We start from the raw sequence: 25,683 nt of genomic DNA, 5'->3' as shown, positions 1-25,683 counted from the left end.
ATTTTTTTAGAGTCAATTTTCAATCAACTCATTTTTCATTAAATTTCAATTACATGAATATTGAATCATTTTGAAATAAAAACATGAAACCTATTAAAGAATAGTTTGTTTATGAGAATTAAATAACTAAATTTATTATAAAGAAAATATTAAAAAAGACATTTGAGGGTAAAAAGAAAGATAAATCTCTCTTTTTACCCTTTATTTTAGTTTACTTTCTTAGGAAAACTCAACCAGACAAATACAGTTAAAAGGAAGAAACAAATGGCGGAGATTGTAAGCACCCAACTATGCGCATAGCTAAAAGCTTGCTGAGCAACTGCAATTAATTGCCCTCCCAAAGGGCTTTCAAGGTTAGAAGCTAAGTGCATGGTTTCACCAATCGAGATACTCGCTTTTTCAATTAAGTTCGATGGAAGCTCTGCTGGCAAAATAATTGAGCGGCTATAAAACCAAGACAACATTAACCCGAAAATAGCGACACCTAAACCAGCACCAAGCTCATAAGCCATACCTTCAATCGCACCTGCTGCACTTGCTTTTTGTGGTGGAACGGATGACATAATCGCAGCAGTTGAAGCCAGTAAAGCAATCTCAATACTAAAGCCTAAAAAGACCATACACGTCCACGCTAAGAAGTGATCAGTCGAAAAGTTAAGCTGGGCAAGCCCCCATAGACTAAATCCACTTATTAAAATACCAACAGTAGATACAAGTCTAAGCCCCCATTTATTTAAACAAATTCCGGCTAATGGACCACCTAAACTAATTGCGATCATGAATGGAATAATAAACATGGCTGCCTGTAAGGGAGAAAATCCATGTACAAACTGCAATTCTTGAGACAAGAGTAATTCAAAGCCAACCAAAGCAATCATGGAAACCACCGCCATAACAATGCTGGTAGAAATGACTGGATGTTTAAATAACTCCAAATCAATCATTGGCGTGGTCGTTCTTCTTTGACTTCGAATGAAGTGGATTAAAGTACTTATTCCAACCACAAACATCACAACTGTAAGTACCGAGAAGTTGTACATTGCCGATTTGATTGAATAGATGAGGCTTAAAATGGCTACAACCAAAATTAAAGCTTGCCCTAAGTTAATTGGCTGATCAGTTTTTTCTTGTTGTTTAGGAATGATCATCGCAATCATGACCAGAACGACTAAAATAATCGGGATATTGATAAGAAATACAGCTCCCCAATGGAAATGTTCTAATACAAATCCACCAACTAATGGACCAAAAGCTGCTCCGCCACCACCCACTGTAGACCAAAGACCAAGTGCAAAATTTCTCTGCTTTTCTTCGGTAAAAGCATTACGAATGCCTGATAAAGTGGCAGGAATAAGCATTGCTGCCCCTAGACCTAAAACAGCACGGGAAGCAATTAAAGCGTAGGCTGTTGGAGAAAAAGCCGCAACTAACGAACCAACTCCAAAAACTGCGGTTCCAATAAATAATAATTTTTTAAAGCCAATACGATCACCCAGTGCACCCATCGGCAAAATCAAACCCGCCATAATCAGTGAATAGATATCAATAACCCATAAAAGCTGATTGGCAGTTAAATTCAATGCTGCACTTAAAGATGGTGTTGCAACATGCATCACCGTTGCATCAATCGTAACCGGTAAATAAATAAGGACGATAATTGTCAGGATTAACCATTTTTTTTGCATAACGCTCTTCAATATCCAAAACTTGGACATGTGTTCAAATCATGGTTATTATATACACAACTGGACACTTGTCCAACTTTTAGTTTTAATGTAATTTGTGTCGAATTCAGTCAGGTGAAAGAAACATGGCCTATCTTAATCGCGATCAACGCAGAGAAATGATTCTGCAAGCTGCCATGCAAGTTGCTTTGGCTGAAGGTTTTACAGCCATGACGGTACGCCGAATCGCAACAGAAGCACAAACCTCTACCGGACAAGTTCACCATCATTTTTCTTCGGCATCTCATTTAAAAGCTGAAGCTTTTTTAAAGCTCATGGAACAGCTTGATGAAATTGAACAAACCCTAAAAACGACTAGCCAATTCCAAAGGCTATTCATCTTATTAGGCGCAGAAAATATAGATAGACTTCAGCCCTATTTACGCTTATGGAATGAAGCTGAACTTTTGATTGAACAAGATGTTGAAATACGAAAGGCGTATAACCTTGCCATGCAAAGTTGGCATGAATCTATTGTGCAAGCGATTGAATGTGGGAAGAAAGAAGGTGAATTTAAAAATACATCTAATTCAACAGACATAGCTTGGCGGCTCATTGCCTTTGTATGTGGATTAGAAGGTATTTATCAACTTGGTTTACAAGGTTTAGCTGAAGAAGACTTCAAGCGTCATACCGAAGCAATTATTCGCCTAGAATTATTATAAATATAGAAGCTGGCATTCATTAGGATGCCAGCTTTAAAACACTAAAATTAGAACCAGCCTTTACGGCCTTTTAAAATTTGGTCAGTGCAACGTAATGCTTCTTGAGTCAGCCCCCACAAACGGTAATCACCCGTGATTGAACCAATCTGGAAGTTATGAGTATAGGCAAAACTCAGGTCACGCTCAGGATCGCACCATGCGCCTGAACCATTGTAACCAATATGTCCAAAGCCATTTTTAGCGCGTTTACCCATCGTAATAATGCGGTGATATCCTAAGCGCCAATTCATCGGAATTGGCATGACACGATCACGTGCATAACTTTGAATGGTACTGAGTTCTTTAAATACTTCTGGGCGAATGAGTTGTTGTCCATTCCATTCGCCTTGATTTGCTAGCATCGCATAAATTTTAGCAAGACTATTTGTAGTAAATGTACCGTTTGCTGCCGGAATAACTGCTTGTAATCCCTCATCACTAAAGAAACTAAAATTCTTCATTCCTTTTGGAATCATGGCATCCTGAAAATCTTGCGGGTCTTGTCCAGTCCAAGTAATCATTTTTTCAGAAAGTGAACTTTTGCGCGGCTGAGGTTTGTTAGGTTTTTCAGCTTGAGTAGGTGCTGGTTTTTCTGATTTTGGTTGAATAATTAATCGTGCTACTCGATCCAGCTCACTTGCAGGCGTACCAAAATAAGCACCGTCTAACTGCAAAGGTTCAACAAGATATTTTTGCATGAGTTGATCTAAAGATTGACCAGTTGCTTTTTCAAGCACGCCACCGACAAGCCAACCAAATGTTAAGGCTTGATAAGCATTGCCCTGTCCTGCAAGGAATCTTGGCTTGGTGGCTGCCATCACATCTAACATATGTGACCAGTCGAGCATTTCCCTTGCACTTTCGATGACATTTCGAATATCAAACATACCACTTTGATGGCTCAGCACATGGCGTAAAGTCATTTGCTCTTTACCATTTTGAGCAAACTCAGGCCAATAAGTCGCAATCGGTTTATCGTATTCTAAAAAATCTTCACTGACTAAAATATGCGCTAAGGTTGCAAGTATGCCTTTACCTGTAGAGTAGCAAACTGCCAAAGTATCGGGTTGCCAAGCTTCAGTTTGTGATTTGAGACCTGTATAAATATCTACAACTTTCTGGCCTCTAAAATAAATCGCTAATGCAGCTCCACCTTGTCCAGTTCTAGCATCTTGAAGACGGCTAAACTGGTGGGCTAAATCAATAAAACGTTCATCTAAAATACCGTGATAGTTATGGGTATCGGCCAGTAAAATCTCTTTAATCACATGAAGTTCCTTGCATTTTTTGTTATTTTGCTCAAAAGCAGCCCAAACCTCTGTTCAGGCTGCTGATATTTTTATAATGCTTTTACTGTTCCTGCAACGTGCGGTTTTTGTGATTTCGCATTACGAATCAAGAAATCAGTCTTTTTATCTGCATTGGCAGTTAAAAACTCAACTTTTGACGGTAAGAACATTGGTAGCTTAAACCACACATCTGCTTCATAAGCATTTGGTAATTCAAGATTCGCTAGTGCTTTAGCTTTGCTCCACATACCATGTGCAATTGCTTGTTTAAAGCCAAATGCTTTTGCAGTAATGGCATGAATATGAATTAAGTTAAAATCACCAGACACTTTCGCGTAACGGCGGCCTGTGTTTTCTAAAATATCCCACTGGGCCTTTGGAACATAAACTGGTGCTTGTTCTTCTTTGGCTTTCTCACCCACTCTTTTCTCGACTTTTTGGCGAGATAAATAAGTCGTTAAGCCTTCCATCACTACTTCATTGCCAACTTTTGCCGTGGTAATAAAGTCAAACTGAACGCCTTTATCATGCGGTTTTAATTCCCCAAATTTGCATGACAAAGTTAGTTTTTCAGTTACACCAATAGGTCTAGTCTGTTTAATCTGGTTACGGATATGCACTAAACCTAAAATTGGAAATGGAAAGGCTTCTGCTGTCATCATGTGCATTTGCAAGCTTTGAGAAAGCACAGCCAGATAAATTGCCGGTACAAAACCATTATTTTGGAAGCCACATACTTCGTTATAAGCTTTGAGATGGCTCTGATCAATTTCAAGACGGTCTACCACATATTCAACTTGTGGCAAGATTTTTGGCCCCTGAGGCTTTTTAAAAATTAAGCCTTGTACTACTTTTGGATAAGCCAATGCCGCTTTTGGTAGTTGGCTAAAATGACGAGTATTCATACCTAACCTTTTATAATTTATAGATTATTGAATAAAAAAGGGATGCACAAGCACCCCTTTTTAGCTAAAAGTGCTTAAGCGCCCAACAAGCTTTGACCACACACACGTACAACGTTACCGTTTACACCAGTAGACGCAGTTGATGCAAACCATGCAATTGTTTCTGCTACATCAACAGGTAAACCACCTTGTTGCATTGAATTCATACGGCGACCAGCTTCACGAATTGCAAATGGAATTGCCGCAGTCATTTGAGTCTCGATAAAGCCAGGTGCTACTGCGTTAATGGTAATACCATTTTTTAAGATAGGCGCAGTAAATTTCACTAGACCAATCACACCAGCTTTTGACGCAGCATAGTTGGTTTGACCAAGGTTACCAGCAATACCACTAATTGATGATACACAAACAATGCGGCCATTTGCATTTAGACCATCGTTTTCTAACAAGTAGTCATTTACACGTTCAGCAGCAGACAAGTTAATGTTAATTACCAAGTCCCAAAGCTCTGGCTTCATGTTTGCCAAAGTTTTGTCACGAGTAATACCTGCATTATGAACGATAATATCTAAACCGCCTTGTTTTGCCGCAGCAGTTTTAATTTTTTCGCCTGCATCGGCAGCAGTAATGTCAATTGCCAATGTAGAACCACCAATGTCAGCAGCTACACGGTCAAGGTCAGCTTGTTGTTGTGGTACATCTAAACAAATAACATGAGCGCCATCACGCGCCAACACATGTGCAATTGCTTCACCAATACCACGGCTCGCACCAGTTACCAATGCAGTTTTACCAGCAAGTGGTTTTGCCCAATCAACATCAACTATATCTGCTTTAGATACACGAATTACTTGACCAGACACATAAGCTGAACGTGGAGAAAGCAAGAAACGTAAAGTTGATTCAAGGTTTGCAGCAGCACCTTCGTCTACATAAACAACTTGTGCAGTAATACCCTTTTTAAACTCTTTACCTACAGATTTGATAAAACCTTCAAGTGCACGCTGAGCAATCGCCTGTTTTACAGTTTTTGCAGTTTCAGGCGTTGTACCAATCACAATTACACGACCAGAGGTTGCAACTTGACGTGCAATCGGATTAAAGAATTTATAAAGTTCGTTTAACTGTTCTGAGTTTTGAATACCAGAAGCATCAAATACTACTGCTTTGAATTTTGATTCTTTGTCGCCTGCATTGAATGGGCGTAAATTTAAACCAACTTTTGCAGCTTCTTGCTGTAATGCAACATTGTTGCCTACATAACTGTCAGCATGAATATTGCTAAGTACTTGTGCAATCGCACCAGACAATACACTTGATGGCGCTGCGCCAACCAATACTGCACCATTCACTACTGGCTGAGCACTTTCAAAACGCTCTAATGCAACTGGCGATGGTAAACCCAAATTTTTAACAACGAATTTACCAATAGGAGATTGTGTAAATGCTTGGTATTGATCAGTCATGATTATTATCTCTCAAAGAAATGAATTTTCTACGACAGGCTTCATTATGTTATGAGATGGACAGAAACAATATGAAATCAGTCGTTCATTAGAGTTACTCCAAATCATACTTGAGTTCATCTTTGGATGTCTTGACCTGAATGCTATCTACAATGTCATTCTAGTCAATACAGGTCTATTTGAATTGTGTTAAGGTAGCTTACAAGAATATCGTTATTATGCTTGGAAAAGCCTTATGAGCAAAACAACTCAAGAAAATCCAGCAGTCGAGAATTCTGCTCAGGAAAAAGTGTCAAATACATCAAAGTCGGCTTCTAACACGGCTAAGCGTAACAGCACTACTCCTAAAGCAGCAACTAATACACAAAAAACGACACGTACTCGTTCAACGACTGCACCTGCACGTAGCCCTCGTAGTAAGAGCGCTGCTTCAGCAACCTCGTCTACATCTTCAAATGTAGCTGCAGCACCAAAAGCAACAAAAACCAAACCTTCTGTTCAACAGGATAAAACCATGAGTCAAAACACTGTTCGCCGCGTTGCAATTATTGGTGGCAACCGTATTCCATTTGCACGTTCAAATACTGCTTATTTCAAAGCGTCTAATTCTGACATGCTGACAGCAGCATTGAATGGTTTGGTTGAACGCTTTAATTTACAAGGTAAGCGTATTGGTGAAGTTGTTGCGGGCGCTGTTTTAAAACACAGCCGTGATTTCAACATGACTCGTGAAGTTGTACTGAGCACAGATCTTGCTCCTGAAACTCCTGCTTATGACATTCAAATTGCATGTGGTACAGGTTTACAAGCAGCATTTGTCGTTGCCAACAAAATTGCACTTGGTCAAATCGATGTAGGTATTGCAGGTGGTGTAGATACAACTTCTGACGCGCCGATTGCTGTAGGTGATGGCTTACGTAAAGTTTTACTTGAGCTCAATGTTGCTAAAACGGGTAAAGACCGCCTTAAAGCTTTAACAAAAATTGATTTTAAAAAGCTTCTTGATGCACCAAGCAACGGTGAACCACGTACTGGTCTTTCAATGGGTGAGCACCAAGCAATTACTGCATTAGAATGGGGTATCACTCGTGAAGCACAAGACGAGCTAGCTGCAAGCAGCCATCAAAAGCTTGCTGCTGCTTATGAGCGTGGTTTCTTTGATGACTTAATGACTCCTTTCTTAGGTCTTAACCGTGACAACAACTTACGTGCAGACAGTACAGTTGAAAAACTTGCTAAGTTAAAACCAGTTTTCGGTAAAGGCGAAACTGCAACAATGACTGCAGGTAACTCAACTCCGTTAACTGACGGTGCTTCTGTTGTATTGCTTGCATCTGAAGAATGGGCAAAAGAAAACGGTCATGAAGTTTTAGCTTATCTTTCTTTCTCAGAAACAGCAGCTGTTGACTTCATTGGTAAGAACGGTCCTAAAGAAGGTTTGTTAATGGCTCCTGCTTATGCAGTACCTCGTATGCTTAAGCGCGCTAACCTTAAACTTCAAGATTTTGATTTCTACGAAATTCATGAAGCATTTGCATCACAAGTGTTATCTACATTGAAAGCTTGGGAAGACGAAAAATTCTGTAAAGAACGTCTTGGCTTAGATGCACCTTTAGGTTCAATTGACCGCTCTAAACTTAACGTAAATGGTTCATCTTTAGGTGCAGGTCACCCATTTGCTGCAACTGGTGGTCGTATCTTGGCTACTGCTGCGAAATTAATTAATGAAAAAGGTTCAGGCCGCGCATTAATCTCGATCTGTACAGCAGGTGGTGAAGGCGTTGTAGCAATCGTAGAGAAATAATTTTACGATTCACCTAAAAAAAGCACCCTGATGGGTGCTTTTTTACTTTAACTAGTTAATTTTAATGAAGTGATGCAGCTTTAGCATTTGGGAAAAACTTATCTTCAATATGGTCATAGCACCACTGGAAAATAAAGGTATAAACCAAAATACATAAGGTTAAGCCAATATCTAAAATAAATGCATCAATCACTGTCATCTGCATCATATATGCAATCATCGGTACAGTCGCAATCAGCAAACCACCCTCAAAACCAATCGCATGTAAAATCCGCACAGGGATCGTTCTTTCCCAATTATATTTATGCTCTACTTTTTCGAAATAGTGGTTAAAAATCATATTCCAGAAAACTGAAACCACTGCCATAAACACACCGAGTGTTCCAGTCACTTCCATCGGCATGTTAAAAATAAAACTTAATGCAATCGCAATGATGACCAATAAAATTCCTTCATAACTGATTGCATGAATGAGTCTTCTCTTGGAAATCAACATTTTTAAATACTCAATAATTACTTGGATAATGTGCATTTTATTTTTATAATTTTGATTAATCCAATTAGGTTCTTTCAGTTTTTTTGACAGATGAATATTAATCAAGAACAATTGCTCATGTTTCAGGCCGTGATTGAAACTGGCTCCTTTTCAGCAGCAGCACGGAAACTCGGTAAAGTTCCCTCTGCTATAAGCATGTCTATTGCCAATTTAGAAATCGATTTGAACCTGACATTATTTGAACGTAAAGGCCGTGAACCTACCCCAACAGCTGAAGCACGAGTGCTATATGAAAAAACGGCGCAACTATTAATTGAAATGAATCAATGGAAACAACACGCCCATGCATTAAGTACTGGTCTAGAACCAAACCTCACTATTGTTGTGGTGTCTGAGCTGCTACATACCAATTGGACCGACTATGTTTGTCTATTAGAAAGCCGCTTCCCTGACCTACAAATTAATATTGTGTCTGCCCCTCAAGAGGATGCTCTTCACATGTTACTTGATGGCTCTGCCCAATTGGCCCTTATGTTTGAACGTGAGCATTTAGACAATAGAGAGCAGTTTGTAGAACTCAAACGTGAAGCTTTAATTCCTGTTATTTCAAAAACCCATCCGCTCGCAAGCCAAGAGCATGTTTCTTATGAGCAGATTTTGGGCACAAGACAAATTGTGGTGGCAAGTCGAGATGAGACGTTAAAACCCGAATTATTATTTTCAAAACACTACTGGCGTACAGACAACCACCACTCTGCATGCCTAATGATTTTGCGTAATTTGGGTTGGGGGGTACTGCCACAAGAGATGTTTAAAGAAAACCCTGAATTAAACAACAAGCTAAAAGCATTAGATGTATTTGATTTTACACCGCGTTTTGAATATTACGTCGACTTAGTTTGGAGTCGTGAAAATGAACTTGGTGCTGCTGCAAGGTTTTTGATTGACTATATTCGCAATAAGCGCATACAGCAGGTCCCTTAAAATAATTTCAATTTAGATGCACAACATAAACGTTTTTCTTTGAAACATAACAATTGATATATCGACAGTATGGATAGAGTTTGTGCTATAAAGAAAACATAAGATTTATTACTGAAGATGTTGAATATCAATGACTCATACAGCACTTGACCAATTAAAAACATTAACGACCGTTGTTGCTGACAGTAGCGACCTTGATGCAATTCGTAAATTTCGTCCCTTAGATGCTACAACGAATCCTTCATTAATTACGGCAGCGGCGGAACAACCAGAAAGTAAAGAGCTGATTGAAGATGCTTATTATCAAGCCAAAGAAGAAGGCTATAGTAACGATGAGTTAATCGAAAGAACAATTGATATTTTAACCGTAAAATTTGGCGTAGAAATTTTAAAACTCATTGAAGGCCGAGTTTCAACCGAAGTTGACGCTGCCCTTTCATATGACACTGAAGCAACCATTAAAAAAGCGCATGAATTATGTGAACTTTACAAAGGTTATGGTATTGATCAGTCACGTATTTTGATTAAAATCGCGTCGACTTGGGAAGGCATTCAAGCTGCTAAGGTACTTGAAGCTGAAGGTATTGCCTGTAACCTGACTCTGCTTTTCGGTTTACACCAAGCGCAAGCATGCGCAGATGCAAAAGTGACTTTAATCTCACCATTTGTCGGCCGTATCTTAGACTGGTACAAAAAGGCTGAAGGTGTAGATGCCTACCCAATCGAAAAAGACCCAGGCGTAGTTTCAGTTAAGAAAATCTACACTTACTACAAGCAGCAAAATATCCCAACTCAAGTGATGGGTGCGAGTTTCCGTAGCATTGATCAAGTGCTTGGACTTGCAGGATGTGATTTGCTAACGATCTCTCCTGGTCTACTTACCCAGCTTGAGCAAGATACACGTACCGTTAAAGCTGCTCTTGATGCGACTAAATCAAAACAAGCAGAGGCTATTGTTAGACCTGCTCAGAATGAACAAAGCTTTAAAGACGAACTTAATCATGACTTAATGGCATTCCAACTTTTACAAGGTGGTGTTGATGGATTTATTAAAGCTCGTGACCAATTAAGTTTTTTATTACGTCAATCTTTTGGAATTGATGCGGAAATTAAACCTTAAAAAACTGCACTTTTCATACAAAATTGCCGATTTTTGTTATCATGACAAAAATCGGTTTTTTATTGGGTTTCTTGTGTTCGGCATAACAGATATAACAACATATATTATTGGTACATTCCTAATTGTGTTATTACCCGGACCCAATTCTCTTTATGTAATGTCAATTGCTTCACGCTACGGGATTAAAACCGGATATATGGGTGCACTTGGTATTTTTACTGGTGATCTTATTTTAATGCTCTGTACCGTACTGGGTGCTGCTTCTTTATTAAAAGCATTTCCTTGGGTTTTTATTATTCTTAAGCTCGTCGGTGCACTTTATCTGTCCTATTTAGGGTTTAAGCTTTTACAAGGCAGTATTCAACGCTGGAAACTACGTAATCAACCACAACCAGAAATGGCTGATTTACCTACTTTAGATAAAATTCACCCTTATAAAACCGCCTTAAGTATTAGTTTACTTAACCCGAAAGCGATTTTATTTTTCTTATCTTTCTTTGTTCAGTTTATTAATCCAGATTACGCTTATCCAGATTTAAGTTTTTTAATTTTAGCGGTTATTTTACAGATTATTAGCTTTAGCTATTTAACAGCGCTTATTTTCTCTGGAATTAAGCTCTCGGCATTTTTTAAACAAAATCATAAAACTGCAGCAAGTAGTATTTTCTTGGTTGGCATTTTATTTTTTGGATTTGGGTTAAAGTTGGCAACTTCAACGATGTAAGCTACCTAGCCTATAAAGATGAACATACTGAACTTTTAAAATGCCAGCATGCCATCTGTTTTGACTTCATTGAGTACAAAGAATGTCCTAACCTGTCTTACTCCTGGCAAGGCAATAATTTTCTCACTATGAAATCGGTTAAAAGCAGCCAAATCTTTAACACGAATTTTTAGAAAATAATCGACTTCTCCAGCAACTAGATAACATTCTAAAACATTCTCCAAACCACCCGATGCCTGTTCAAACGCTTGAAAGCTATCGGGTGTTGAACGGTCTAGTACTACGCCCACTAATACAATTGTTTCACGCTGTACTGTAGCTGGATTAATTCGCGCACGAACATCCAAGATGGCTCCTATTTTAAAAAGACGCTGGGTATGATTCCAACAAGATGAGGTGCTTATACCTACAAGTTTTGCCAGTTCAGCGTTACTTAAGCGTCCATTTTCTTGTAAACAACGCATAATTTTCAGATCAAGCGGTGTTAAATTTTCAGCTTGTTCATCCATAAGAACAATATCCAGTATTCATTAATTTTTATGAAATGAATAATAGCATTTATAGCTATTTAAAAAATATTATTTCATTTTTAAGATAAAAATAGAAAGCACCTTCTTAAAAAAAATTGTTAGATTTACCTAGCTGAAAATGTAGGCAGAAACATATTAATTTTTCAGGGATTTAGAACATTTAGCCATGCAAAAGATTCTTCAAGATTTTTCTATTCCAGCTGTATTCGCGGGTTTCATTACCTTTCTTATTGGTATTAGTGTTTCGGCTATTTTAGTGATTCAGGCCGCCCAAGCTTTAGGTGCTTCACCTGAACAAATTACCTCATGGTTTTGGGCTTTAGGTTTGGGTCTTGGTTTATCAGGACTTATTCTTTCATGGAAATTTAAATACCCTGTAGCAACAGCTTGGTCTACTGCTGGTCTCGCTTTAATTATTGCAACTGGCGGTGGATATAGCATAAATGAAGCAATTGGTGCTTTTTTAGTTGTTGGTGTACTGACTGCAATTTTAGGTTTTTCAGGAATTTTTCAAAAAGCACTTTCATATATTCCTCAAAGCTTGACCAGTGCCATGCTTGCAGGCGTTTTACTCAAATTTGGTATTTCACTTTTCGCAAGTTTACAAAATGATTGGGCATTCGTTTTATCTTTGCTCGTCATTTATATCATTACAAAAAGATTATGGCCGCGTTATAGCATCGTGTTCACAGCACTTGCTGGTGTCGTGCTCTGCCCTGTGTTTTTAGACTTTCATATGCCTACGCTTCACTGGTCTTTGGCTAGACCTGTTTGGATTAGTCCTGTCTTTAGCTGGTCGGCTCTTTTGGGCTTAGCGTTACCTCTTTTTGTGATTAGTATGGCTTCGCAGTATTTACCCGGTATTGCCATGATTAAGAGTTATGGCTATAAACCACATGTGAATCAACTCATTGGCTGGACCGGTTTAACCCAAGTTTTGCTTGCACCTTTTGGTTGTTATAGCGTCAATATTGCCGCGATTAGTGCGGCTGTATGCCTTGACGATCAGGTTCATCCTGACCCAAGCAAACGCTATATTGCTGGCATAAGCTCTGGTTTTTTCTATGCATTGATGGGACTATTTGCAGCAACACTGACAAGCTTGCTCATGTCTTTTCCTCATATTTTTATTGTAGCTTTAGCAGGTATTGCATTACTTGGTACCATTAGCCATAACATTGCACTTGCATTTGGCCCTGTTGAAGACCGTGAGGCCGCATTATTTACCTTTTTATGTAGTGCTTCGGGTATCCAATTTTTCGGTATAGGTTCGGCATTTTGGGGTCTGATTGTCGGTATTATTGTATTTGTAGTTCTTAAGTTTAAGGCTAGAAAATAAGGCCTAAAATAAAAACTTTGCGCTTAACCGTTTAGAACATTTCATGAACAGTTAAGTGCAAAGTCTTATTAAATTAATTAATTGCGTTTTATCCCAAAAAGCTTGGCGTATTTGTGGCATTGCATTTAAGTGGTTAATAATATGCTGTGCTTCTTCTGTCTCAATTGAAGTCGCAATAAGCGTCACTTCTATCTCAACTTCTTTTTCTCCAAAAGGTGTCACATCAATGTCTTTAGCAGGATAATTGTGATGCTTCAACGTTAGGTTTAACTCATCCATAACCACTTTACTCTGACTGCGGTCACATATGATGTAAATGACATGCAAGACCTCTGTATCATCGTCTAATGGACGGCGGTCAATGATATGAACAATCGGTCTCAATAGCGTATTGGCAGATAAAATAAAAGCTGTTGCCAGTATAGCTTCAATAATTAAATCGGAACCTGCTGCAGCTCCAACCGCAGCAGAACACCACAAAGTCGCTGCGGTATTTAAGCCATGGATATTACCTTCTTGACGCATAATCACACCTGCGCCCAAGAAACCAATACCCGAAACCACATAAGCAATGACCCGAACAGCGCCATCTGCTCCAGTAAGATTTGTTGCAACATCCACAAAAATTGCAGCGCCTACAGCGACGAGTACATTGGTTCGAAGACCAGCAGTCCGTTGCCTATATTGACGTTCAAATCCAATTAATGCTCCTAAAACAAAAGCAACTGAGAGACTAATTAAAGTATCAACAATATTGGATAAATCTGCATGTTGTAGAAATTGCAACTTCATCTTGCACCTATAGTTTTATTGCCAGCCGTAACGGCGGATGTAGATTTTTTTTACCCATTGAGTAATACACATATAAGCAATCAAAATGAATGGCAAATATAAGAAATAACTTAATGGTAGAGCTTGTAGTTTTAAATAACTTGCTAAAGGCCCCATTGGTAAGAAAATACCAATACACATAATCACCACTGTCATGACTAACAATGGGGTTGCAGCACGACTCTGAATAAATGGAATCTTAGCCGTACGAATCATATGAACAATCAATGTTTGGGTGAGTAAACCTACAACGAACCAACCAGACTGGAATAAAGTCTGATGTTCGGGCGTATTTGCGGAAAACACAAACCACATCAAACAAAAAGTGATAATGTCAAAGATTGAGCTAATTGGTCCAAATACCACCATAAAACGACCAACTTCTTCAGGCTGCCAACGCTGTGGTTTTGCTATTAATTCTTCATCAACATTATCAAAAGGAATCACGATTTGTGATACATCATAAAGTAAGTTTTGGATGAGTAAATGAATAGGCAGCATTGGTAAAAATGGAATAAAAGCACTCGCAATTAATACCGAAAAAACATTACCAAAATTTGAACTCGCCGTCATTTTGATGTATTTCAACATATTGGCAAAAGTTCGACGACCCTCAATTACACCCTTTTCAAGTACCATTAAGCTTTTTTCGAGCAAAATTAAATCTGCTGATTCTTTAGCAATGTCTACAGCAGTATCTACAGAAATACCAATATCGGCAGCACGTATTGCAGCAGCATCATTAATACCGTCTCCCAAGAAGCCAACCACATGACCATTTGCTTTTAACTGATCAACAATACGCTCTTTATGTACTGGGCTAAGCTTCGCAAAAATATGGTATTGTTCCACTGCTCTTTTGAGCTGCTCATCAGTTAAGGTTTCAACTACACCACCTAACAGAACTTGATCATAGTTCAAACCAATTTCACGACATACTTTTTGAGTGACAAACTCATTATCACCAGTAAGTACTTTTACTGTTACGCCATGAGCATGCAAACTTTGTACTGCTTCTCGAGCAGACTCTTTAGGTGGATCAAGGAATGCGACATAACCAATTAAAATGAGATCACTTTCATCAACAACCGAATAATTTTCCTGATTATTATCAAACTCACGATACGCTACAGCAACAACACGTAAGCCATCACGGTTATAACGTTGAGTTAATGCTTCAATTGCCACTTCACGTTGTTTTGTTAAAGGTTCTACTTTGCCATTTACTTCAACATAACGGCAAACTTTCAACATTTCCTCAACTGCGCCTTTAGTAATCATACGCACTTTTTCTTGAGGCGTTTGTACCACGACTGACATACGGCGGCGATCAAAATCAAAAGGAACTTCATCTAATTTTTTATAGCGTAGCTTTTGAGTTTTGATCTGATCATCAACAGCTTCCAATACAGCTACGTCAAGCAAGTTTTTCAAACCTGTTTGATAATAACTGTTTAAAAATGCCTGCATGAGTACGAAATCTGACTTTTCACCATTAACATCAATATGTTGAGATAAAAAGATTTTGTCTTGAGTGAGCGTTCCAGTTTTATCGGTACATAAAACATCCATCGCACCAAAGTTTTGGATTGCATCTAGACGTTTAACAATCACTTTCTTTTTAGATAAGAAAACCGCACCCTTGGCTAAAGTTGAAGTCACAATCATCGGTAGCATTTCTGGAGTAAGACCAACAGCAACTGATAGTGCGAATAAAAATGCCTCAGTCCAATCACCTTTGGTAAAGCCATTAATGAACAGTACAACAGGTGCCATCACCAACATAAAGCGAATGAGTAACCAACTGACTTTGTTGACACCCATTTGAAATGCTGTGTTGCTTCGATCAGTAGCCGTAACTCGGTGAGCGAGTGCACCAAAATATGTTTGAATACCCGTACTTAAAACAACTGCTTGAGCCGAACCAGAAACAATATTGGTTCCCATAAATACAATATTATCTAGCTCTAAAGCACTCGTTTCTTCGAGATTTTTCTGTAAAGGAAATTTCTCGACAGGCATCGATTCACCAGTCATTGCAGCTTGAGAAACAAACAAATCTTTGGCATTTAAAATTCTGCAATCAGCAGGAATCATATCTCCCGCCGATAGTAAAATCACATCACCTGGCACCAAATATTGAATTGGCATTTCAAATTGATGGTTGGTTTGATTCTTAATATCAATACCATAGCGCTCATGCATAAGCGCTAAATCTTCTGCACTGACTTGATGACGAAGTACTGTAGCAGTATTGCTCACCATTGCCTTTAAAGCATCCGCAGCTTGATTTGATTTTGCTTCTTGCCAATAACGAAGTAGCGTCGAGAGAATAACCATCACACTAATGATGGTTGAGCCAGTTAAATCATCGGTAAAGAAAGCAATTAATGCCAAAAGGCTAAGCAAAATATTGAACGGATTGCGGTAGCAATACCAAAGATGTTGCCACCAAGTTAATGGTTTCTCATGAGTAATCTCATTAAGCCCCACTGCCATTTGCTGGGTATGTGCTTGCTCTTCTGTAAGCCCTGTGAAGTGAGTATCGAATTGTTTTAATAAGTCACCTGTTTGGGCTCTTGATGCATCGAGCAAACGCATAGATAAATTTTTGCTAATTTCTTGAGCATAGCTTGATTGATGTAGCTCTTTAAAAGATCGATTACGACCAAAAAAACGCATCAAATGAAATCTTTGTAAAAATGCTGTGAAGAGTCGTTGCCAGAATTTCATCACGAAATCCTCCATTTTTTAGGCGTACAAAGCTCTCGACCTTATTAAGAAATAAAGTCTATAAAAATTTAAAATTTAGAAAGGAATAGGAGATCGTAGACTTACGATGAAGAAGAGAAAATTAGCCCAAAGCCAAACCAACGCTGACGGAAAGTCACAGGTTTGAACATAGCTCGGATACTTTGAATCGTATGAGACAAATTATTTACCAACATTGAAGTTTGGTACGCATAGCTGTGTGTGGAAGCATATAAAAACATTGGCTTCTCCCCATTTCTAGCGAGAAACTAAACAGATAAGCGCTTGAAGTACTTGATTACAAATAAAGTAATTTGTATAGGTTTAATCTAATTTTTTACAAAGCTATCTCATTGCAAGATAGCCCTTCCTAAAGGTGATCTTGCTCAGTATTGGCTTTGGTTTAATCGATAATTAAACTCGAACCTCGAACAACTACCCATTTAGGATCTCCATTAAATAAACTCGCGGCAAGTATATGTTTTACTATCTAGCACACAAGTTTATTTTTGTAATTTTTTATTAACAAAAATTTTAATCAAGCTCTATAGCTCTCTTACAACTACTGTTTTCGCCATTTTGTCATGCCATCCTTGTTTTTTCGGATCAAACGCCACCCAAAAAAGACCGATACAAAACACTAAAATGGATGGAATATATCCAATATAACGAATGATAGATTGCATCAAAGTTAACTTATTGCCTGTTTTTTCATCGAGAACCTTTAAACGCATTAAACGCTTTCCTGGGGTACCCGCAAGATAGATCCAACATAAAACGGTATATAAAAACGGAAAAGCATAATTCACGATCAAATCAAAACCATAATTTTGAGGTTTACTGCTCAAACCAGTAGAAAATATCAAATCATAATCGCCATGATAAAAAATCCATGCTGCAGGTATAATTGCTAAAAACATGATAAGGCTATCTATAATCATTGCCCCAAATCTTAGCCAGAACCCTGCATATTCGTATTTATAACTCATGCATACACCTCACTTTTCTTATGTTTTTACTTTACACCAAATACATAATTTCATTTTAGTTTCATCGTAAAGGAAACGTTTTTATTTTTAAATACTTGAAGTAATTTTTTAATTTTCAATTTTATTAAGAATTGCCCTAATTTTTTTCGAGACCCTACGCCCATCACATTAAAATAAAATAGATCATTTTTAAGTATTTTATAAATACAAAACTCTAAATAAAGTAGCTTAATTATTTTCATTCGATTAGGCATATATAACAGCTAACTATTTCCAATAGAAAAACATCGATTTTACGTTCTTTTTTAAATAATAAATCAGCACAAAAAGCCCTAAACTAATCATAATTTAAAGAGGCTTGAAGTTAATATGCTATTAAATTTTTCAGAATGTTAAATACCACCAAAAAACATGATAAAGATCATATTTCTTATTTAACTTCAAAATAATGCTTTTCAGTAACGAGTTTTATTTTTAGATTTTTATATAATCGATCCTTGGCATTCTCGAGCGAAGGGACTACTTTTTCTGCAAATTTATCATCAGCCATAAGCCTTGCATAAGTTTTGTAGCCGATTACTAACTTTTCTGGCTCTTTACCTGTTTGTTTAAATTCTTCAATAAGCTTACTTACTTTCTTTGCTGTTAAATCTGCCATATGATCACTCCCCCTCAATATACTATTTGGTTATACGAGTTCAGTGTGACAAAAATATGAAAAAGTAATTTATTGTAAAGTTCATCTAAAAAATAAGTTTTCAGTTTAATCTTTACCATCTTAATAGTTATATTTAAAAACCTTATAAAACAATGAAATAATTAAACTTAATTTAATTTGATTGCGACTTAATTGAATTGATTTGTACCTTTAAATAAATGTGTTACTCTTAAAGTAAGAAAAGCTTCATACATATAACAACTTGTAAATAAGAGGAATAACATTATGAATTATCAACATATTATTGTACCTGTAGATGGTTCAGAAATTTCTTTGGCAGCAGCACGTCAAGCTGCCCATATTGCTAAGGCTTTTGGTAGTAAACTTACAGCGATTAGTCTTGTTGCAGTAGACCCATTTAGCGGTGTCGATTTTTATTACATCTCCCCTGTTGTAAAAGATTACTTTGTTGAAGCTCGTGCAAATGCTGAAAAAACACTGGCTAAAGTAAAAGCTTTATGTGCTGAAGAAGGTGTTGATATTGATACAGAAATTATTCAGGGTGAAATTTCATCTGACGGTATTTTAAAAGCTGTAGAAGACTTAAAATCAGACTTAATTGTTATTGGTTCACATGGCCGTAAAGGTTTCCAAAAACTTATTTTAGGTAGTTTTGCGCAAGATGTTCTTAACAGCACCAAAATTCAAGTTTTGGTCGTAAAAGAATAATTTCTTGATGTTAAGGAAAAGCCTAATCTATATCTATGGATTGGGCTTTTCTTTTGTGAACTGCATAAATTTTACACAGACTAAAAATCATTATAGAATACCAACCTCGTTTCCTATTCTTTGTGAGTCACGCCAATGAAGTAAGTCCTTTTTCTCATCAATTTTCCTTTTTTTGATGTGCAAAATAGACTATTTCTTAGTGGCTTAACGTCTTTATTTAAAGTTTAACTTTCCTATTTTGTACATCCTGTATTTATGAGGTTTTAATGACTCAGCAGGCATGTGTAATATCACAACTCACTCTAGAATTTCCTTCGAAAGTGATGTTTAAACAATTGAATTTCTCACTAGAGTATCGCCAAGTATCCGCTTTAATTGGTCGTAATGGTCAAGGTAAATCCTTACTTATGCAATTGCTCCAAGAAGTTTGTCCCACTGAGGAAATGCACATCAGCGGTCAAATTACTTGGCAAACGAAGCATGCATATTTATCTCAATTAATGCGTCTTTCTTCATCCACCATTGCAGAAGCTTTAGAGATCGATCATCTCTACAATGCTTTGCAAAGAGTAGAACAAGGCGAAGCTGAATATGATGATTATGATTTATTAGAGGGCAAATGGGATCTTCCTTCAGTTTGGGAGACTTTATTGCGATCGGCACAACTACCAACCGATTTAAAATTTCCAGTTCATCAATTAAGTGAAGGACAAAAAACCAAGTTAGCGTTAGCAGCATTATTTTTAAAAACCGACCACTATCTATTGCTTGATGAACCAAGTAACCATCTCGATCAAGATTCTAGACAGTGGTTGATTGCTCACTTAAAAAATCATCCGGCAGGTGCTCTTATTATTAGCCACGATCTGACTTTACTTAATGAAGTAGACCATATTTACTATTTAAATGAACATGGTTTACATCACACTACTGGAAACTATGATTTCTTTTATGAGCAATATCAAGATCAAATTGAGTCTTTAGAGCAGTCGGTGCATCAACATCAACGTGAAGTTAAACACATAAAGCAGAAGCAACATGATGTCTTAATGAAAGCACAAAAACGTGAACGTGCTGGTAATAAGCTTCGTGATTCAAATTCACAAGCCAAAATTTTACTCGACTTTAAAAAAGAACAGGCTGGACAAAGCTTAGGAGCAATACATTCTCAACATCAGCGTCAAATTGATCAAAACCAGCAAGACTTAAAGAATAAAAAAGTACTTCTGGAAACCGTTAAGCCCCAGCAATTTGTCTTCCCCTCTTTTCAAAAAAGGTCAGGAGAAATTCTCAGGGTTCATAACCTAAAACTCAACTATGGCACACAGCAGCCAATTAATTTCGCAGTCAAAGCTTCTCAAAAACTTCACTTAGTTGGTCGCAATGGTATTGGTAAATCAACTTTGTTGAAACAGATTGTTCAAAGTAGTTTATTGCCTACCGACGAAATTAGCCTATTTGTAAATTGTTTTTATCTTGATCAGAACTTTAGCTTTTTGTTAGATCATCTATCAGCAGTTGAAAACCTAAGGAATATTAATTCGAATATTTCCGAATTGGAGTGGAGAAATTTACTAGGTCAACTCAGGCTCCGTGGTGATAAAGGTACCCATCCTTTAACTCAACTGAGCGGCGGCGAAAAACTAAAAGTAGCTTTATTAGGTTTGAGTCATGCAGAGACTATGCCTGAACTTTTATTACTCGATGAACCAGAAAATCATTTAGACATCGAATCAAGAGAACTTTTCGCAAAAGCAATTTCAAGCTATGAAGGTGCTGTATTAATTGTTTCTCATGATTCAAATTTTGTTGATAAATGCGGAATTGTAGAAAAACTTTATTTAAACTGATTCTATTTTTAATCTATACATAGGCTCGATAGTTTAGAGCTTATGTATAGATTATCTCTGTCATTTTATATTTTTATTATCTAATATTTGCAAATCTAAATTAAAGGACACTGTTCTATTTTTACGTGCACTATTTCGCATTTGATAAACTTGGATAATATAATCACCATCGACGGGCAATACTATTTCTCCGGAATAACCTAATGTCGAACCCACTAACAAGGCTTGATCTTTGCCTGGCTTTTTACCTGGAGCAAAAATATTAACATAAGCTAAATTACTATAACTATTAATATTGAATTTTAAAACTTGCCCACTTTTTGCAAACACTCTATATCTAACATCATCATAACCTTGAAACTTTCCAGTTAATGTCGTTTGATATGAGCCTTTTAAAAAACTTACTTTTGTTTCCACATTCTTAGCAAGAACTGATAATGGTATAGATAAAATTAAACCAGATAATAATATAGTTTTAATGATTTTATTCATTTTTAATCCTCAACATTATTTTGAATAATTATATGAAATATACTTTTTATTAAGTTTTAATTTATGTATAAATTTGATGTGTACCGTTTGAGTTTGTAAATCATTTTCTTATAGCCTTAAAAAAATAGATGTCACTAAACTTTAACTTGCCAGCCCAATAAAACCAATTTAGAATCCGCCCAACGAATTTCTGGGGGCTTCATTGTGAGTACTTGCTCGATTGATAGAATTAAATCATCGACTCATATCTAAGTATCCACTACAGCCCTTTGGCTCTCTTGTGGATCTAAGAGAGTCCCCACCTTATTTTATTCTTATTCATCAGTTTTGTTTACAAACTAGCAAATACTTACATGTGCTCTTTGCTGTATTGGAGTCATCAATGCTATTTCTGAACTTAAAAAAATCTATTGTCTTTGTGAGTACTTGCTTAGCCTTTATTTCAAGTTATGCTGGTCGACCAATGGTTGTCGATGATGCTTCTTTAGTTCCTGCCCACACCTGTCAGCTTGACTCATGGATGCAGAATAACCCTAACGATAAGGAATATTGGGTCATCCCTTCTTGTAATATTGGTGGTAATTTTGAATTTGGTATAGGCATGGGCCGTCATTTTTCTGACGACACTGGCAATGCGACTTATACAACTGTGCAAGGGAAAACACTCTTAAAACCACTTGAGACGAATAACTGGGGGATTGGTTTTTCATTTTCGACTCAAATGAGTAACAACCATACTTCTGAAAAAGATTGGACTGTGAATGTTCCCTTAAGTATTTCTATGTTAGATGACCATTTTTTGGTACATACAAATGTGGGTTGGCTTAAAGAACATACCACTCACCGCGAACAAACTACTTGGGGTGTGGGTACAGAAACATTCATTACGAAACCATTAACATTTACTGCCGAAGTTTATGGAAATGATCGAGACGATTCATTTTATCAAACCGGCATTAAATATATGTTGTACAAAGATAATGTCCAGTTCAATGCAAGTTATGGTAACCGTTTAAATAAAACCAAAGATGACTCATTTTTCTCTGTCGGCCTAATCTTTGTGACTAATCCACTTTTTTCTAAATGAAATGATCACTAAAAAAGCCCATCTCAGGATGGGCTTTTGTTTTTATGAATCTTTATCTAGCGAATGTGGCGTTGTAGTTTTATCTTGCTGCTTCGTATCATTCTCGCCTTGGCAACCCATAACAGAGATTGATACGATTGCTACTAAGCTTAGAGTAGCTATTATTTTAGTCATATTTTACCTCATACAATTTCCATTGATTAGCTAATAAATACTGGCTATCAATATTACGATCAGCATAGGTTTATAGACTTTTTTGTTTTATCTACATAGAAATGTAAACTGAAACAATCCACTGTAGCCAAAGTAAGACACTATTTTAGAAATTGTATAAAGCCACTACTTATAACTTTTCACTAATCCGAGTAATGCAATTCGTTCTGTTCTAATCGTAAGAAACACAAAAATCTAGCTTATCGTGAGGTTGTTTAAAGCATGTCCATGCATCTTTTTCAGGTTTATCAACAATTTTTTTTGTCTTTAAATTACGATAATAAATGTGTGCATCTTTTAAATTAGATAAGTTACTTCCGACAGAAACACATGGGTCCTCGTTTGAACAAATATTTGATTCTTTAATAAATACTTTAGTGTTAGGAAAAATTAATCTTTCAAAGTTAGATGTTGAGTTATTTGTAGAAGAGAGTAAGCAAGTCTCTGTAGTATTTTTACCATTTACGACAAAACAACTTTTACTGACCTCGAAGGGCTCTTGAGCGAATGTCCCCGTTGCATAAGGCAATAGAAATAAAGTAATAAGGCGCTTCATGTTCTTTCTCTCTGTATATTCGATATTTAGCCTAAAACTGCCTATTAATATTTAGACTATATTTAACTGAGTTGCCTATAATACCTCTATTAAGTTTAGTTAAATATTTACTATTTGATAAATTTTACAAAATATTGAAAAAAACAGCTAAACAACTGATATATCAAATCAAAAAATTATTGATCTAAAATTTCCCAATCAGTTCCAATTTGTGCCAAAGCAGGTAGTTCATCGCTATTAAAAACATTATTTTTACTATCAATAGCGAATCGATAGAGTGGAATTGAATCTGCCTCTGTTTTTTTAAAAAAACTAAAATCTTCGTTGATATGGATTAAGTCCTCTGAGCTATTATCTACTGCTATTTTACTTTTACCCACACCTAAAGGTATGTGTATATAACTTTCACAAGTAACATGAACTCTATTGCCATCCAAATCTTGATATGAACATTTCATATTTAAGCCCTTCCATAATTTTTATAGATGTGTAGGAAAACTTAACATGCTATGCACATAAGTTATGGATTTTTTTATGATGTAATTGTTTAAGTATGTATATCATGTTGAAAAGTGAACTGTTTTCTTTAATTAGGATTGATAGAAATTTTCAAAAAAAGCACCGTTATCGGTGCTTATTGTTATTTACACTTTCCATGAGGACTGTTTATTTCTTCTTTTAAAGAATCAATATCCATTTTAATTAATTCTTTATCATTTGCTAGTTCTCGACCAGATTTCTTCATGAAGGTTTTATACTCCTTAAATCTAGCAATAAGAAATTCATTATATTGTAGTTCAGATTGCATATAGGTACATTCTATTGAATCTAGCTTTTTTCTTTGTGCACTAGTTAAATTTTTGTTCGCATTCTTTTTGATAAAAGCGTCTCTTTCTGCCTGAACTACATGAATTTTCTCTATAAGATTATAATACTCGTCTTCAAAACTTGTGTTTGAAGCAGCCATACTATTAGTACAAATAAGTAAGCCCAAGATAAAAACTCTTAATTTCATAATATATAATATTAACTTATCATAATTAAAAAGTGCATATTATAAGACAATCATGATCAAATAAAGTAAATAAGTTATATAAAGAAAACCGCCCCAGAAGGCGGTTGCTGAAATTTTCCAGCGATTATAAAAGTGCGGTGGATACACACTTTTATAGGACTTTAGACTAGATTTATTTTTTTATTATTTTTCTTATACTCTTCAGAATTAAAATAATTTTCGATCATTCTGACGTTTTCTTCGGATACTGCTTTTTTATTTTCCAGTACCCTCTGGGCTTCTTTTTTTACATTAAAGTCTGCTGCTATAATACTTGAAAGTGGTGGAAGTTTTGGCTGCCCACCTATCGTAATTTTTTCAATAAAGCTTGCTAACCACATAATATATTCACCCTTATTTTTATATTTAGGCATTAAGCTCATGTCGATTTTAATGGTGCATTCATTTAAAGGTTTACTTAAGCACTCTTCAAAATCTATAAAATTATATTTCAGTTTACAGGGAGTGCCCTTTATCTCTTTTCGAATAATGCTGACTAAATTATTCAGTTGTTCAATCAGGTTGTCAGAAAATAATTTATCTTCTTCAAATCTTTTATAGATCTTTTCGGCAATTGTTATAAATTTTGGCATGGTTCCTTCCCTCTTATTCTAACTTTTTTTGTTAGACCGATTTTTAAGGAAGTATGATGGATATATCATTTCAGTATGTAAGTGTTGAAATGGCAAGTGTAATCAATAAGAGTGTTATGAAACTTGTGCCCATAACTCACCACAGCAAATAATTAAAATGCAAAATTCATCACAATTTATATGCGGAAAAATTTTATATTTGGTAATAATTTTCTAAAAAAATTAAGCTCATCAATAATATTATTTGACCTAAGTTTTTTCTGATATGTTAGCTAAAAATAGAATATAGGAATATTTGAATTATTTTTATTTACTGCCTTGCTGAATAACGAGGTGATTTAGTCGAAGAATAAAAGTTAACCCTATATTCAGCAAGGTCTTCTATGGTTTATATTTTAGATTGATGCAGCTTATGCACTACTTAGCGCTGCTTCAAACATTTCAATAATTGCTTTGGCTCCTTCAGCCTTTTGCCTTGCGTCTTGATCATCGAAGATAACCGTTTCATCATTGAGTTCACTCACATATCGCCGGGCTTCGTCTAGAGCTCTCCTTAATTTTTGTACTTTGTGTTTGTTTACGTCTTTGGCAATGGTTGGCGCATATCCTCCACGTTTTGCGTTTTTAAGTTGTCTAGCTCTGTTCTCTATTGCTGTAGCCATTCAAACACTCCAACTCACCTAACAAATTTTAGTAAAGCAACTTTATTGTTTGTTATTCTTAAACATTTAGTATTTTCTTTGTTCAAAGTGTCAAATTCGTTACTTAAGCCTCACTCCTTAAAAATTTTGCATC

27 protein-coding genes are annotated in these 25,683 nt (G+C 36.4%); 9 read left to right on the top strand and 18 right to left on the bottom strand.

Annotated elements, in window-relative coordinates; all coding sequences use genetic code 11:
* Positions 1-206: 206 nt before the first annotated feature.
* On the bottom strand, positions 207-1,685 hold the full coding sequence (gene amvA / locus NE363_RS07665; protein WP_445536190.1) for a multidrug efflux MFS transporter AmvA: 1,479 nt from the start codon (positions 1,683-1,685) through the stop codon (positions 207-209).
* Positions 1,686-1,810: 125 nt separating this feature from the next.
* Here amvA and NE363_RS07660 point away from each other — a divergent pair, with 125 nt between their 5' ends.
* Positions 1,811-2,389, top strand: a complete 579-nt coding sequence (locus tag NE363_RS07660; RefSeq protein WP_445536189.1) for a TetR family transcriptional regulator — start codon at positions 1,811-1,813, stop codon at positions 2,387-2,389.
* A gap of 47 nt (positions 2,390-2,436) precedes the next feature.
* Here the strand turns inward: NE363_RS07660 and NE363_RS07655 are convergent, their stop codons facing one another.
* The 3 genes from NE363_RS07655 to NE363_RS07645 form a co-directional block, all read right to left on the bottom strand.
* Entirely contained in the window at positions 2,437-3,696 is a 1,260-nt protein-coding gene (locus NE363_RS07655) for a serine hydrolase domain-containing protein (protein ID WP_445536188.1), read from the bottom strand.
* 71 nt (positions 3,697-3,767) lie between these two features.
* On the bottom strand, positions 3,768-4,622 hold the full coding sequence (locus tag NE363_RS07650; protein ID WP_396478859.1) for a MaoC family dehydratase: 855 nt from the start codon (positions 4,620-4,622) through the stop codon (positions 3,768-3,770).
* Between the two features lie 74 nt (positions 4,623-4,696).
* On the bottom strand, positions 4,697-6,088 hold the full coding sequence (locus NE363_RS07645; RefSeq protein WP_445536187.1) for a 3-oxoacyl-ACP reductase: 1,392 nt from the start codon (positions 6,086-6,088) through the stop codon (positions 4,697-4,699).
* Between the two features lie 235 nt (positions 6,089-6,323).
* Here NE363_RS07645 and NE363_RS07640 point away from each other — a divergent pair, with 235 nt between their 5' ends.
* Positions 6,324-7,892, top strand: coding sequence for an acetyl-CoA C-acetyltransferase (locus tag NE363_RS07640; protein WP_200002226.1), 1,569 nt, complete (start codon positions 6,324-6,326; stop codon positions 7,890-7,892).
* 61 nt (positions 7,893-7,953) lie between these two features.
* On the opposite strand, the gene aceI is transcribed toward NE363_RS07640, so the two are convergent.
* Positions 7,954-8,388 carry a chlorhexidine efflux PACE transporter AceI gene (gene aceI, locus NE363_RS07635; RefSeq protein WP_005135057.1) on the bottom strand — a complete coding sequence of 145 codons (435 nt, stop codon included), beginning with the start codon at positions 8,386-8,388 and terminating at the stop codon, positions 7,954-7,956.
* 90 nt (positions 8,389-8,478) lie between these two features.
* On the opposite strand from aceI, the gene NE363_RS07630 reads away from it, so the two are divergent.
* From NE363_RS07630 to leuE, 3 genes are all read left to right on the top strand, one after another.
* A complete protein-coding gene (locus tag NE363_RS07630; RefSeq protein ID WP_445536186.1) occupies positions 8,479-9,372 on the top strand; it encodes a LysR family transcriptional regulator in 894 nt (297 codons plus the stop codon).
* A 130-nt stretch (positions 9,373-9,502) separates the two neighbouring features.
* The gene (gene tal, locus NE363_RS07625; RefSeq protein WP_445536185.1) at positions 9,503-10,492 is read left to right on the top strand and encodes a transaldolase; all 990 of its coding nucleotides are present in this window, start codon (positions 9,503-9,505) and stop codon (positions 10,490-10,492) included.
* A 73-nt stretch (positions 10,493-10,565) separates the two neighbouring features.
* On the top strand, positions 10,566-11,216 hold the full coding sequence (gene leuE / locus NE363_RS07620; RefSeq protein WP_445536184.1) for a leucine efflux protein LeuE: 651 nt from the start codon (positions 10,566-10,568) through the stop codon (positions 11,214-11,216).
* 35 nt (positions 11,217-11,251) lie between these two features.
* Here the strand turns inward: leuE and NE363_RS07615 are convergent, their stop codons facing one another.
* A complete protein-coding gene (locus NE363_RS07615) occupies positions 11,252-11,725 on the bottom strand; it encodes an Lrp/AsnC family transcriptional regulator (protein WP_004701051.1) in 474 nt (157 codons plus the stop codon).
* Between the two features lie 187 nt (positions 11,726-11,912).
* Between NE363_RS07615 and NE363_RS07610 the strand changes: the two genes are divergently transcribed.
* Entirely contained in the window at positions 11,913-13,085 is a 1,173-nt protein-coding gene (locus tag NE363_RS07610; protein WP_039255278.1) for a benzoate/H(+) symporter BenE family transporter, read from the top strand.
* 51 nt (positions 13,086-13,136) lie between these two features.
* Here NE363_RS07610 and NE363_RS07605 read toward each other — a convergent pair whose 3' ends face one another.
* The 5 genes from NE363_RS07605 to NE363_RS07585 form a co-directional block, all read right to left on the bottom strand.
* Entirely contained in the window at positions 13,137-13,877 is a 741-nt protein-coding gene (locus NE363_RS07605) for an MgtC/SapB family protein (protein WP_445536183.1), read from the bottom strand.
* A 15-nt stretch (positions 13,878-13,892) separates the two neighbouring features.
* Positions 13,893-16,649, bottom strand: a complete 2,757-nt coding sequence (mgtA, locus tag NE363_RS07600) for a magnesium-translocating P-type ATPase (protein WP_134262971.1) — start codon at positions 16,647-16,649, stop codon at positions 13,893-13,895.
* A gap of 101 nt (positions 16,650-16,750) precedes the next feature.
* Positions 16,751-16,909, bottom strand: coding sequence for a hypothetical protein (locus tag NE363_RS07595; protein ID WP_191001467.1), 159 nt, complete (start codon positions 16,907-16,909; stop codon positions 16,751-16,753).
* 303 nt (positions 16,910-17,212) lie between these two features.
* Complete coding sequence (locus tag NE363_RS07590) at positions 17,213-17,656, bottom strand: RDD family protein (RefSeq protein WP_004701040.1); 444 nt, start codon at positions 17,654-17,656, stop codon at positions 17,213-17,215.
* A gap of 430 nt (positions 17,657-18,086) precedes the next feature.
* The gene (locus NE363_RS07585) at positions 18,087-18,314 is read right to left on the bottom strand and encodes a hypothetical protein (RefSeq protein ID WP_004701036.1); all 228 of its coding nucleotides are present in this window, start codon (positions 18,312-18,314) and stop codon (positions 18,087-18,089) included.
* A gap of 285 nt (positions 18,315-18,599) precedes the next feature.
* Here NE363_RS07585 and NE363_RS07580 point away from each other — a divergent pair, with 285 nt between their 5' ends.
* Together NE363_RS07580 and NE363_RS07575 are read left to right on the top strand one after the other, a co-directional pair.
* Positions 18,600-19,043 (top strand): universal stress protein, encoded by a 444-nt coding sequence (locus NE363_RS07580; protein WP_004701033.1) that lies wholly within the window; start codon positions 18,600-18,602, stop codon positions 19,041-19,043.
* Positions 19,044-19,309: 266 nt separating this feature from the next.
* The gene (locus NE363_RS07575) at positions 19,310-20,893 is read left to right on the top strand and encodes an ATP-binding cassette domain-containing protein (RefSeq protein WP_445536182.1); all 1,584 of its coding nucleotides are present in this window, start codon (positions 19,310-19,312) and stop codon (positions 20,891-20,893) included.
* Between the two features lie 60 nt (positions 20,894-20,953).
* On the opposite strand, the gene NE363_RS07570 is transcribed toward NE363_RS07575, so the two are convergent.
* Complete coding sequence (locus NE363_RS07570; RefSeq protein ID WP_445536181.1) at positions 20,954-21,385, bottom strand: DNA breaking-rejoining protein; 432 nt, start codon at positions 21,383-21,385, stop codon at positions 20,954-20,956.
* Between the two features lie 382 nt (positions 21,386-21,767).
* Between NE363_RS07570 and NE363_RS07565 the strand changes: the two genes are divergently transcribed.
* Positions 21,768-22,472 (top strand): hypothetical protein, encoded by a 705-nt coding sequence (locus tag NE363_RS07565; protein WP_077169275.1) that lies wholly within the window; start codon positions 21,768-21,770, stop codon positions 22,470-22,472.
* Between the two features lie 42 nt (positions 22,473-22,514).
* Here the strand turns inward: NE363_RS07565 and NE363_RS07560 are convergent, their stop codons facing one another.
* The 6 genes from NE363_RS07560 to NE363_RS07535 all read right to left on the bottom strand — a co-directional run bounded on the left by NE363_RS07560 (position 22,515) and on the right by NE363_RS07535 (position 25,550).
* Complete coding sequence (locus tag NE363_RS07560) at positions 22,515-22,646, bottom strand: hypothetical protein (protein ID WP_445536180.1); 132 nt, start codon at positions 22,644-22,646, stop codon at positions 22,515-22,517.
* A gap of 211 nt (positions 22,647-22,857) precedes the next feature.
* Entirely contained in the window at positions 22,858-23,241 is a 384-nt protein-coding gene (locus NE363_RS07555; RefSeq protein WP_068935445.1) for a hypothetical protein, read from the bottom strand.
* A gap of 176 nt (positions 23,242-23,417) precedes the next feature.
* Positions 23,418-23,699, bottom strand: coding sequence for a hypothetical protein (locus NE363_RS07550; protein WP_004701021.1), 282 nt, complete (start codon positions 23,697-23,699; stop codon positions 23,418-23,420).
* Positions 23,700-23,881: 182 nt separating this feature from the next.
* Positions 23,882-24,208, bottom strand: coding sequence for a hypothetical protein (locus NE363_RS07545; RefSeq protein ID WP_228270855.1), 327 nt, complete (start codon positions 24,206-24,208; stop codon positions 23,882-23,884).
* 209 nt (positions 24,209-24,417) lie between these two features.
* On the bottom strand, positions 24,418-24,888 hold the full coding sequence (locus tag NE363_RS07540) for a hypothetical protein (RefSeq protein ID WP_077169279.1): 471 nt from the start codon (positions 24,886-24,888) through the stop codon (positions 24,418-24,420).
* A 410-nt stretch (positions 24,889-25,298) separates the two neighbouring features.
* Positions 25,299-25,550, bottom strand: a complete 252-nt coding sequence (locus tag NE363_RS07535) for a hypothetical protein (protein ID WP_016804989.1) — start codon at positions 25,548-25,550, stop codon at positions 25,299-25,301.
* Between the last annotated feature and the right edge of the window lie 133 nt (positions 25,551-25,683).

The sequence above is a fragment of the Acinetobacter sp. G18 genome (assembly GCF_052660225.1).
The sequence above is the reverse complement of the archived record's forward strand: the minus strand, read 5'-3'. Positions and strand labels throughout refer to the sequence as shown.

Coding starts and splice junctions, on each gene's coding strand:
- amvA (WP_445536190.1), bottom strand. CDS start 1,685: ATGCAAAAAAAATGGTTAATCCTGACAATTATCGTCCTTATTTATTTA.
- NE363_RS07660 (WP_445536189.1), top strand. CDS start 1,811: ATGGCCTATCTTAATCGCGATCAACGCAGAGAAATGATTCTGCAAGCT.
- NE363_RS07650 (WP_396478859.1), bottom strand. CDS start 4,622: ATGAATACTCGTCATTTTAGCCAACTACCAAAAGCGGCATTGGCTTAT.
- NE363_RS07645 (WP_445536187.1), bottom strand. CDS start 6,088: ATGACTGATCAATACCAAGCATTTACACAATCTCCTATTGGTAAATTC.
- NE363_RS07640 (WP_200002226.1), top strand. CDS start 6,324: ATGAGCAAAACAACTCAAGAAAATCCAGCAGTCGAGAATTCTGCTCAG.
- aceI (WP_005135057.1), bottom strand. CDS start 8,388: ATGTTGATTTCCAAGAGAAGACTCATTCATGCAATCAGTTATGAAGGA.
- NE363_RS07630 (WP_445536186.1), top strand. CDS start 8,479: ATGAATATTAATCAAGAACAATTGCTCATGTTTCAGGCCGTGATTGAA.
- tal (WP_445536185.1), top strand. CDS start 9,503: ATGACTCATACAGCACTTGACCAATTAAAAACATTAACGACCGTTGTT.
- NE363_RS07615 (WP_004701051.1), bottom strand. CDS start 11,725: ATGGATGAACAAGCTGAAAATTTAACACCGCTTGATCTGAAAATTATG.
- NE363_RS07610 (WP_039255278.1), top strand. CDS start 11,913: ATGCAAAAGATTCTTCAAGATTTTTCTATTCCAGCTGTATTCGCGGGT.
- NE363_RS07605 (WP_445536183.1), bottom strand. CDS start 13,877: ATGAAGTTGCAATTTCTACAACATGCAGATTTATCCAATATTGTTGAT.
- mgtA (WP_134262971.1), bottom strand. CDS start 16,649: ATGAAATTCTGGCAACGACTCTTCACAGCATTTTTACAAAGATTTCAT.
- NE363_RS07595 (WP_191001467.1), bottom strand. CDS start 16,909: ATGTTTTTATATGCTTCCACACACAGCTATGCGTACCAAACTTCAATG.
- NE363_RS07590 (WP_004701040.1), bottom strand. CDS start 17,656: ATGAGTTATAAATACGAATATGCAGGGTTCTGGCTAAGATTTGGGGCA.
- NE363_RS07585 (WP_004701036.1), bottom strand. CDS start 18,314: ATGGCAGATTTAACAGCAAAGAAAGTAAGTAAGCTTATTGAAGAATTT.
- NE363_RS07580 (WP_004701033.1), top strand. CDS start 18,600: ATGAATTATCAACATATTATTGTACCTGTAGATGGTTCAGAAATTTCT.
- NE363_RS07575 (WP_445536182.1), top strand. CDS start 19,310: ATGACTCAGCAGGCATGTGTAATATCACAACTCACTCTAGAATTTCCT.
- NE363_RS07570 (WP_445536181.1), bottom strand. CDS start 21,385: ATGAATAAAATCATTAAAACTATATTATTATCTGGTTTAATTTTATCT.
- NE363_RS07565 (WP_077169275.1), top strand. CDS start 21,768: ATGCTATTTCTGAACTTAAAAAAATCTATTGTCTTTGTGAGTACTTGC.
- NE363_RS07560 (WP_445536180.1), bottom strand. CDS start 22,646: ATGACTAAAATAATAGCTACTCTAAGCTTAGTAGCAATCGTATCAATC.
- NE363_RS07555 (WP_068935445.1), bottom strand. CDS start 23,241: ATGAAGCGCCTTATTACTTTATTTCTATTGCCTTATGCAACGGGGACA.
- NE363_RS07550 (WP_004701021.1), bottom strand. CDS start 23,699: ATGAAATGTTCATATCAAGATTTGGATGGCAATAGAGTTCATGTTACT.
- NE363_RS07545 (WP_228270855.1), bottom strand. CDS start 24,208: ATGGCTGCTTCAAACACAAGTTTTGAAGACGAGTATTATAATCTTATA.
- NE363_RS07540 (WP_077169279.1), bottom strand. CDS start 24,888: ATGCCAAAATTTATAACAATTGCCGAAAAGATCTATAAAAGATTTGAA.
- NE363_RS07535 (WP_016804989.1), bottom strand. CDS start 25,550: ATGGCTACAGCAATAGAGAACAGAGCTAGACAACTTAAAAACGCAAAA.